Below are 8,423 nucleotides of genomic sequence, written 5' to 3'. Positions count from 1 at the left end.
CTGTCTCAGGCAAGACCTATTTTGGGAAAAGAGCCTGGGCGCACTCGCCGATGTGACTGAATTTCCTTTTCCACATTACTTTGGAAAGGCTCGTACACCCAGGCTAATTGATGAGCCAAACACAGACCTGAATCCTTACGTAACTGGGATAAGTTGTAGTGCTGTTGAATGGTTTCCCTGGCTTTTGCTCGGATTGCCGACATCTGCTCAGGATGGTTCAAGGCTTCCTCTAGGCGATCGCAACTATATAAATCTATCAAAATCGGCGCATTCTTCAACCGAATCCGGGCTTCATCGTCAGCCGTCAGGGGTTCCCTCGGATCAAAGTCAGCATCAGAACCATGGGCGTGGTAAAACCACTCAAAATAGCCGAGTAATTGAGCCGTTGGGAAACTATCCTTAATAAATAGGGTTGGACCCCAACCCGAATGACCATACACCACATCTGGTACAAACCCCCGACGCTTCAGTTGCTCGGCTAACCGATAAACCGCCTGCCCTTGCAGCGCCGCACTTTCCAAAGGGCGGACATAATGATGGGTTTCCTGTCGCGCCTCACGGGATGGGCGATAGACTGCCTTCTGGACACCCGGTAAGCCCCCTTGGTGACGAGTTGTGCCAAACACCACTTGATGACGGCTATCTTTAGCCAAAGCCGCCGCTACATGACGAAACTGGGCAGGGAAATTAGGATGGAGAAAGAGAATACGCATAGTTCTGTCTGATAAGTTAGCTCCCACTGTCTCTTTTGCCAGAAACAGCAGGAGTAAGACGAAATCACTTTGAAGCACAGTTCGGTGCGACTCAAGGATGAGGCGTGGTTATCCAGCTTCCCCTGGATACACACGCCCATTTTCTACACCAAGAAATCGGCTTCGGTAATCAAACTGGGATTGGTATTCAGTACCGTGGCGATGAGTTCGCCGGTTTCCGCTACTTTAATTAAGGTATGACTACCACTACCGATGATCTGTAGATCCTCAAACAAGGGCACCTCTAACTCAAACAAGTCAATCCCATCCTCGAAGCCTTGGATCACATCCCCAACCGGTTCCGGTATGGGAGGCTCACCCGGATCAGGGATTTCGGGTATAAATTCCAGATACAGCAATTGAAAGACATCCGCGCCCGCCCCGCCAATCAGGGTATCTGCTACGGTTTGATCCTCCAAATCTTCTCCGCCAAACAGGGTGTCATTGCCTGCGCCACCCAGAATGCGATCAACACCAGCTCCACCATCCAGATAGTCATCGCCTGCGCCACCACTGAGGGTATCATTGCCATCGCTACCCAAGAGCGTGTCATTACCACCAGCACCGAAGAGGGAGTCACTATCTGCTCCACCATCAATGTAGTCCCCTTCAGCACCACCGGTGATCGTCTCCAAACCCGCTTCACCAAAGATTGTACTCGCTCCCAGCCCCCCATTGAGAACATCGTCGCCATCCCCACCATAGAGGGTATCCAAACCATCTCCGCCATCCAGGGTATCATTCCCGGCAAAGCCATAGAGAACATCATCACCAGCGCCACCCACAAGGGAGTCAGCACCGCCACTCAAGGTATCCCCATCGCCATAGAGGGTATCATTGCCGTCTCCGCCGACGAGGGTATCCGCACCTGGGGCGCTTAAGGTATCATCGCCCCAAAGCACGTCATCACCATCAAGTCCATCCAGAAAGTCATTATCGGCTCCACCCTCAAGGGTATCCCCTTCAATCACAGAGTTACTACCGACTAAGGAGTCATTCCCAGCATCGCCGTAGAGAACACTCTTTCCGTCTAAGTTATCAGCAAAGGTTAAGGTGTCATCCCCAGCACCGCCATAGAGAGTATCTTCAAAGCCACCCACCAAGGAGTCGTTACCCGCTCCCCCATCCAGGTAGTCTTTGCCGTCTCCACCGTCGAGGGTGTCATTGCCGCCCTCACCATAGAGTTCATCTTCGCCGTCTTCCCCAAAAAGGCGATCGGCTCCGGCGCCACCAAACAGGGTATCATTGCCAAATCCGCCAAAGAGCCGATCATTACCGCCGTCACCGTGCAGCTCATCCTCACCATCTTGCCCCAAAAGGCGATCGGCTCCGGCGCCACCCAATAGGGTATCTTTTTCAGCCCCGCCTTCGAGGGTGTCATTGCCGCCTAAGCCTTCCAGATAGTCTTCTTTGTCAAAGCCGCGAATCCGGTCAGCATTAGCTGTCCCAATTAGGATATCAGGCTCTGGTGTTCCATTGATAATTGCCATAGTTTACCTCTTTTATTCCATGAATTGGTTATGTAAGTCACCAAACTGTTTGGTGATTTTTTGCCTGTATCCACCCTGATCATTCCCCCTCTCCTAAACTTAGGAGAGGGGGGCACAAGCCATGATTAGGAGGATTAATCGGGGAGGAATCATGGGTTGGATTTCCTGTGTTGGTTTTATTGGGTGATTAAGGATGATGGCTGTAGGGGCGGGTTTTACAGATAACTGATGGCAAAAACGTTGTCGGGGCGGGTTTGGTTATATCTGGGTGTAACCAAAAAGATATTTGTATAGCAATCGCCATAGCGGTTAAGACGCATCTTATGGTAGAGACGTTGCATGCAACGTCTCTACAACAGTTCGTTTGTCCTAATCGATGTGTCTACTGCTATAAAACCCGCCCCTACATTAAACCCGCCCTTGATCAGAGGACTTTAGTCCTCACTACGAACCTGACTACGAACAATTAGGAGAACTGAAACACTGTATTATTGGTTGGGTCAATGTTGGTGCTAATGTCAGCCTGGGTGAAGCTAGTATTTATCAACGTAACTAACAAACTCCCTGTACCAAAACCGCTATTTTCGGCTATCCCATCTCCAACTCGAAACTGGGTATTACCATTGACGAAACGCACATCAATAGCAGTAATATCAGTAAAGTACAGGATATCTCCCCCAGCTCCAGTGACGAACCCGTTGATTCGGTCTTGACCATCACCACTGCTGTAACAAATCGTATCGCTGTCTGCACCGCCGGTGATCGTGTCATTCCCTGTACCGCCGACTAAGGTATCATTGCCAGCACCACCCAGGAGGATATCACCGCCAGCGCCGCCATTGAGAAAATCACTGCCACCGCCGCCGTTGAGATTATCCGCGCCATTACCGCCAAAGAGGGTATCACTGCCGGCGCCGCCTGTGAGGGAATCACTGCCAATTCCGCCATCGAGGTAATCATTGCCGCCAGCACCATCGAGGGTATCATCGCCATCAAAGCCAAAAATGTTATCGTTCCCTGATGTGCCGATATAATTATCATTAGCCGAAGTGCCTAGGGTTAAACCGATCGCATCAACCGCGATCGCACCCGTGAGATCCGCACCAACAAAAATAGCATCAGTAAAGTCGCCTTTGGATAGATCTGCGTTTCTTAAATTGGCATCAGTAAAATTCGTGCCAACCGCCAATCCATTAAAAAAGATACCTTCAGCGTTGGCTTGGGTGAAGTTGGCGCCACTGATATCTGTATCATCAAATTTAGCGCTAGTGAGGTTTGTAACGGTTACCGTACCATCGGTAGCGACATAGGAACTAAAATCAGCACCCGTCAAAATCGCATCATCGGCGAGAAAGCCGCTTAAATCTGCGCCACGGAATCTGACATTACCCGTTGCTCCGGCGGCGACTGAGACATCACTCAGAGAAACACCACTGAAATTCGCTAAATCAAAGATAGAATTTTCCAGGGTAAGATCAGTGAGATTAGCTAAGCGGAAATCCGCCCCGGTGGCATTGACATTAATGAAAAGCGTGGCTTCCAAATCCGCTTCTTCTAAGCTGGCATTGGTAAGATTTGCCCCTGTAAAGTCAGCCGCTTTTAGCTTAGCTTTGTATAAATCCGCGCCAGTTAAGTTGACACCCTGGAGGTTGGGGCGATCCGACTGCTCGCCACTGAGATTCGCCTCTCGTAAATTCGCATTCGTCAGGTTGGCGTTGGTTAGGGTGATGAATTTGGTGTTAATTAACGATAGATTCGCCCCCCTTAGGTTGGCGCCCCTGAGATTAACATTCTCTAAAGTTGCCTTAAAGAAAGTAGCAGGACCAAAGCTCGCATTGGCGGCAAAGATGGCTCGGGTTGCATCAACATTTAGCAGTACGGCTTCTTCAAAGGTAGTCCCTCTTAAGGCGGTTTCAACCAATTGGACCCCATCGAGTTTAGCTTTGAAAAAGGTGGAACCATTTAGGTTTTGCCCACTAAAGTCATTCCCGAATAACTCTTGTTCACTAAAGTCTAAGGCTGGCATAATTCTATTGTTTTTCAAGGATTAGAAAACTCTTGGGTTTAAAACCCATGTTGCTGTATCCTTAAGTTAATCTCCCTAGTGGAGACACTTTAGGATTTGGATTTGGCTGAATTTACCTTTAATCTGCAGGTGAACGAGCTGTAAATGTTTCAAAAAACAGTTCAGCCATCCGGATTATAGGTAGATCAAAAAACGGCACTAGGAGTCGTTAAAGGCGTAACTGTGGATGGCGTTGGCGTGGCACACCTTAATTGGTGGATTAGAATTGTAGGGGCGCACGGCGTGCGCCCGTATCTAAATCCCGTGCGCCCGATCTAAACGGGAGCATGTCAGGGACAGCACAAAATGGCCAAGTTAACTGGCTCTCGTTGGGTTTCGTTGCTCAACCCAACCTACAAAGATTACATGCGCCCATCTCAACGGCGTGCGCCCCATCTAACCATAAATCTATCCCACCATTTTAGCTGTTTAAGGAGATGTTAGCTAAGTCAGCCTGAGCCGAAATAGCGTTCCTTAGTCTGACATCAGCGCAGCGCCTCTCAATCCTCTGATTGTCGGTTAGCACAACTGATATCGAGCCTCTAAAACTGGCGTTAAAGAAGTTGGGAGAAACCCTTGACCCTATAGCAGCTTTAACCTTGCTTCCGCTCTGCCTTGAGTTAACCTACACGCTATTAGTAAAAGTCGTCTTTAGTAACGGTAGAATCATTCAGATTCTGACCCAAAAAACTATATTCCCAAAAAGTCTTGTTCACTGACGTTTTATCCCGTTGGTATTAAAATTTTTGTGTATCCTGGTTATACATTACATAACTTTATTTAATTTGTCAAGGAAAAATTTTACTTTTTTTCCCTTTTCCTCAACGCGGAGCCAAACCCAAATCATCATTGATTTTCTCGATACCTTGTATCGGAACTTCTCTATAAACGCCACCCTAAAACTGAAACCGATTGAATAGGAGAGATGGAGAATCTTGTAGAGACGGAATCGGCTACGTTTTGGGAGATTTTAGCGGTTCAATGATTTCTGTCATATTGCACGAGGAACCATTACACCGTACCAAGGAACCATTACACCGTACCCAGAAACATTAGTACCGTTCTGGGGAGCCATCAATTAACATAGAAAAATAATTGTTGTGGAGAAACATCGCAACATGACCAGTTACATGCCCCGCTCAGATGCCGACTTTAACAATTGGCAAGCCAACTTTGTCACCGCTTTAACCAACTATCTCACCGACTTAGGACTAACCGCAGAAGATATCACCCCAATTACCACAGCTCAAACCGAATGGACAACCGCCTACAACAACCATATCATCACCCAATCGGCTGCCGATAGCGCCCGTCAAGAAAAAGACGATAGCCGCCAAACCTATAAAAACGAATTGCGACGGGTAGTGAATCAATTGCAAGTAAATCCCCAAATCACCGACGCCATGCGCCAAGGATTAGGCATAACAGTGCCAAAAAGCAGTTCCAGCGCCGTTGGTGTACCCACAACGCGCCCCCTTCCTAGAGTAGAAAACAAGGGGCGTTATCAACTCGAAATTCATTTCGTTGATGAAACCACACCCACACGCAAAGCCAAACCCAGTGGCATAATTGGCAGTGAAATTTGGGTGAAAATTGGTGATTTACCGCCCACTGATCCGAAGGAGTTAACCTTTGTAGCGTTGGATACAGCGACACCGTATGTAATGGAATTCAGCGGTGAAGATGTCGGGAAAACCGCTTACTTCATGCTACGCTGGGTCAACACCAAAGGGGAATCAGGACCCTGGAGTCAAACGGTGAGTATGATGATTCCCGGTTAAAATTATTTCCCCCCCGTATCTGTAGGGGCTTGGTTACCAAGTATCTGTAGGGGCTTGGTAACCAAGCCCCTACATTTGGTTATTGATGTTAATTATTTCTAAGTTTCCGCAAAGCGTTTCTCAAAAAAGAGTGTAGAACTATTTACCCTTATCCGGCAGTCAAGTTTTTCATCAACCTATTGCTGCCAAGTCTCTAGGATATAACCTTGTTCAAATAAGTTTTTTAGAAGTTTGAGATTTAAGCAGCTTAGTGTAAGCAATAGGTATTACCAGGGGCCAAAATACAGCAGCAACAATTAACGTCACCCAGGAGAGGACTTTTTGTGGCTCAGATAAAGTCCTCATATCATCAGCCAACTCAAACCAAACGGTAAATAAATGAGCTGCTATTGTTCCGTAAATAATACCTACACAGTAAATCATTGATTACGCATCTCCTACTGCAAAATATCAAAAGTAGAATACAGATTTTTGCTAATCTACTAAGTACAATTAGCGAATCAAGCTTTAATATAAATATTCCTTTAGGTGGTAGACATCAGTATATGTACGGAAATTACCTACGCCAATTGGCGTAGAAGGGATAGGAAAGATCGCTCAACTGGGGGATTGATACTCGCCGGATTTGCCACCCGTCTTACTCAACAGGCGGATGGATTCAATTTGAATCGATTTCTCCAAGGCTTTTGCCATATCGTACAAAGTAAGCGCAGCAACAGACACAGCTGTCAAGGCTTCCATTTCTACCCCCGTTTCGGCTTTTGTCGTCACAGACGCCTGAATCTGATACCCCGGTAGTTGAGAATCAGGTTGGATGTGTACCTCGACTTGGTGTAGGGGTAAGGGATGACACAAAGGAATCAAGTTAGCCGTCTGCTTGGCTGCCATAATTCCCGCGAGTCGGGCGGTGGCTAAAACATCTCCTTTCGGCGCATTACCTGTCTCAATCGCCTGGAATGTCGCCCTTTGCATCCGTACTTGAGCCGCTGCGACGGCTTGGCGACGGGTAGCGGGTTTGCTGGAGACATCGACCATTTGGGCTTGACCCTGAGAGTTTAGATGAGTAAGGGATGATTTTTGGGAATACTCTTGCGTCATTGGATAAAGATGTGATATTCTAAGTAATCGGTGAAGAGATCACAGCTAGGGCTTGTAGCTCAGTGGACTAGAGCACGTGGCTACGGACCACGGTGTCGGGGGTTCGAATCCCTCCTAGCCCGTTAAATTAAACGACTGACTAAAGCAGGTGTTCCCAAGAGTGCAGCTATCATTGCCAGGGAACACTGTTTAGGCAATTGGTTATCAATTTAAGGCGGGACATACTAGCTGAACAGAGGTTTTAGGTTTTTCTGTCTCGGCTTCAGTCAATCCAAGCCCCCCAATACACTATATAATATACCCGCTTACTCCTTCTCTCCAACCTAAAACTAAACACCTAACACCTTCTCACAGATCAATGTCCCGCCTTGGTTTGGTAGCCGCATTGGGAAACTTGAGTTTAGAGATAGGGTTATCTGATGAGGAATCGAACAGTAAAAAGACAAACCAAGCGATGAGAGTCATAACCAGATGTTCGCCACCATCTTCCAAAAGACCCATAAAGTCATTTAAAAGTTTTATAGACAAAGATTCGAGCATAATATGAGCCATGTCTGTGACAATTCCAAAAAAAGCTAATAAGAATAACAAGGCAATCATGTATTTTGACACTTGTTTAGCCCTAGAGTTACTGAATCGATAGGTAATAGCAATTAAAATTAGAAAAAACAAACTTGCCGAAGTTGACACTAATAATTCACCTAAATCGACTGACCGTAAGTTAAAAATAGCAGGGAAATTTAGCTTATCGCTAATTATTTTTCCTCCAATTTCATGAACTTGAAAATAATCATCTAATAATAAGTATAAAAATAGAAGAGACCAAGCGGCATAGACTGATACATGATTTTTTAGGGCTAAAAATAAAAACAAAAGCGCGATCCAGTATTCTTTTATATACTGAAAAACTTCAGGATATCCCCTATCCATTTCAAGGGAAAAAGATGAATTACTCGTCAATTTAGTTGTCTTATAAATAATATGCAAAGCAATAAAAAGAATGTCAGTGGCTAAAAGTAAGGATAAAAGCCGACTTGACCAATTGTTTAAGTTTATTTTCATGACAACTTGGTGAGGTAGAGCAAAAAATCAGGATGTCAGCGCTAGCGACCTCTCAATTTCGCGTTGAGTCGTTATGTGATGTAAATAACACATGTAGTGTAATGTAGACTACAACTACTTAGCAACCTCCTCGGCAGTATGTGCTACATCAGTCGCTAGCAGTATCCTTGTAGGG

The 8,423-nt window shown here is 46.3% G+C and carries 7 protein-coding genes, 1 tRNA gene and 1 pseudogene; 2 read left to right on the top strand and 7 right to left on the bottom strand.

Annotated elements, in window-relative coordinates:
* Positions 1 to 233: 233 nt before the first annotated feature.
* The 4 genes and pseudogenes from RID09_RS09895 to RID09_RS09880 form a co-directional block, all read right to left on the bottom strand.
* Positions 234 to 713, bottom strand: a pseudogene (locus RID09_RS09895) (glycosyl transferase family 1); the annotation flags it as partial.
* Positions 714 to 856: 143 nt separating this feature from the next.
* Entirely contained in the window at positions 857 to 2,242 is a 1,386-nt protein-coding gene (locus RID09_RS09890; RefSeq protein ID WP_446335773.1) for a calcium-binding protein, read from the bottom strand.
* 215 nt (positions 2,243 to 2,457) lie between these two features.
* Entirely contained in the window at positions 2,458 to 2,583 is a 126-nt protein-coding gene (locus RID09_RS09885) for a hypothetical protein (protein ID WP_446335772.1), read from the bottom strand.
* A 125-nt stretch (positions 2,584 to 2,708) separates the two neighbouring features.
* Positions 2,709 to 4,268, bottom strand: a complete 1,560-nt coding sequence (locus tag RID09_RS09880; RefSeq protein WP_446335771.1) for a pentapeptide repeat-containing protein — start codon at positions 4,266 to 4,268, stop codon at positions 2,709 to 2,711.
* A gap of 1,157 nt (positions 4,269 to 5,425) precedes the next feature.
* Between RID09_RS09880 and RID09_RS09875 the strand changes: the two genes are divergently transcribed.
* Positions 5,426 to 6,088: a hypothetical protein gene (locus RID09_RS09875; protein WP_446335770.1), complete on the top strand. Its 663-nt coding sequence runs from the start codon at positions 5,426 to 5,428 to the stop codon at positions 6,086 to 6,088.
* Positions 6,089 to 6,298: 210 nt separating this feature from the next.
* Here RID09_RS09875 and RID09_RS09870 read toward each other — a convergent pair whose 3' ends face one another.
* Complete coding sequence (locus RID09_RS09870) at positions 6,299 to 6,511, bottom strand: hypothetical protein (RefSeq protein WP_446335769.1); 213 nt, start codon at positions 6,509 to 6,511, stop codon at positions 6,299 to 6,301.
* A gap of 174 nt (positions 6,512 to 6,685) precedes the next feature.
* Entirely contained in the window at positions 6,686 to 7,186 is a 501-nt protein-coding gene (gene moaC, locus RID09_RS09865) for a cyclic pyranopterin monophosphate synthase MoaC (RefSeq protein ID WP_446335768.1), read from the bottom strand.
* 48 nt (positions 7,187 to 7,234) lie between these two features.
* On the opposite strand from moaC, the gene RID09_RS09860 reads away from it, so the two are divergent.
* Positions 7,235 to 7,308, top strand: a tRNA-Arg gene (locus RID09_RS09860).
* A 226-nt stretch (positions 7,309 to 7,534) separates the two neighbouring features.
* Here the strand turns inward: RID09_RS09860 and RID09_RS09855 are convergent.
* On the bottom strand, positions 7,535 to 8,248 hold the full coding sequence (locus tag RID09_RS09855; protein ID WP_446335767.1) for a hypothetical protein: 714 nt from the start codon (positions 8,246 to 8,248) through the stop codon (positions 7,535 to 7,537).
* Positions 8,249 to 8,423: the final 175 nt, after the last annotated feature.

This window comes from Coleofasciculus sp. G1-WW12-02 (genome assembly GCF_040219735.1).
GTDB lineage: Bacteria > Cyanobacteriota > Cyanobacteriia > Cyanobacteriales > Coleofasciculaceae > Coleofasciculus.
Note: the sequence above shows the minus strand (reverse complement) of the source record. Positions and strands in the feature narration are given on the sequence as shown.

What these genes read in the sequence shown, in the direction of transcription:
- RID09_RS09890 (WP_446335773.1), bottom strand. Translation starts at nt 2,242, where the DNA reads ATGGCAATTATCAATGGAACACCAGAGCCTGATATCCTAATTGGGACA.
- RID09_RS09885 (WP_446335772.1), bottom strand. Translation starts at nt 2,583, where the DNA reads ATGCAACGTCTCTACCATAAGATGCGTCTTAACCGCTATGGCGATTGC.
- RID09_RS09880 (WP_446335771.1), bottom strand. Translation starts at nt 4,268, where the DNA reads ATGCCAGCCTTAGACTTTAGTGAACAAGAGTTATTCGGGAATGACTTT.
- RID09_RS09875 (WP_446335770.1), top strand. Translation starts at nt 5,426, where the DNA reads ATGACCAGTTACATGCCCCGCTCAGATGCCGACTTTAACAATTGGCAA.
- RID09_RS09870 (WP_446335769.1), bottom strand. Translation starts at nt 6,511, where the DNA reads ATGATTTACTGTGTAGGTATTATTTACGGAACAATAGCAGCTCATTTA.
- moaC (WP_446335768.1), bottom strand. Translation starts at nt 7,186, where the DNA reads ATGACGCAAGAGTATTCCCAAAAATCATCCCTTACTCATCTAAACTCT.
- RID09_RS09855 (WP_446335767.1), bottom strand. Translation starts at nt 8,248, where the DNA reads ATGAAAATAAACTTAAACAATTGGTCAAGTCGGCTTTTATCCTTACTT.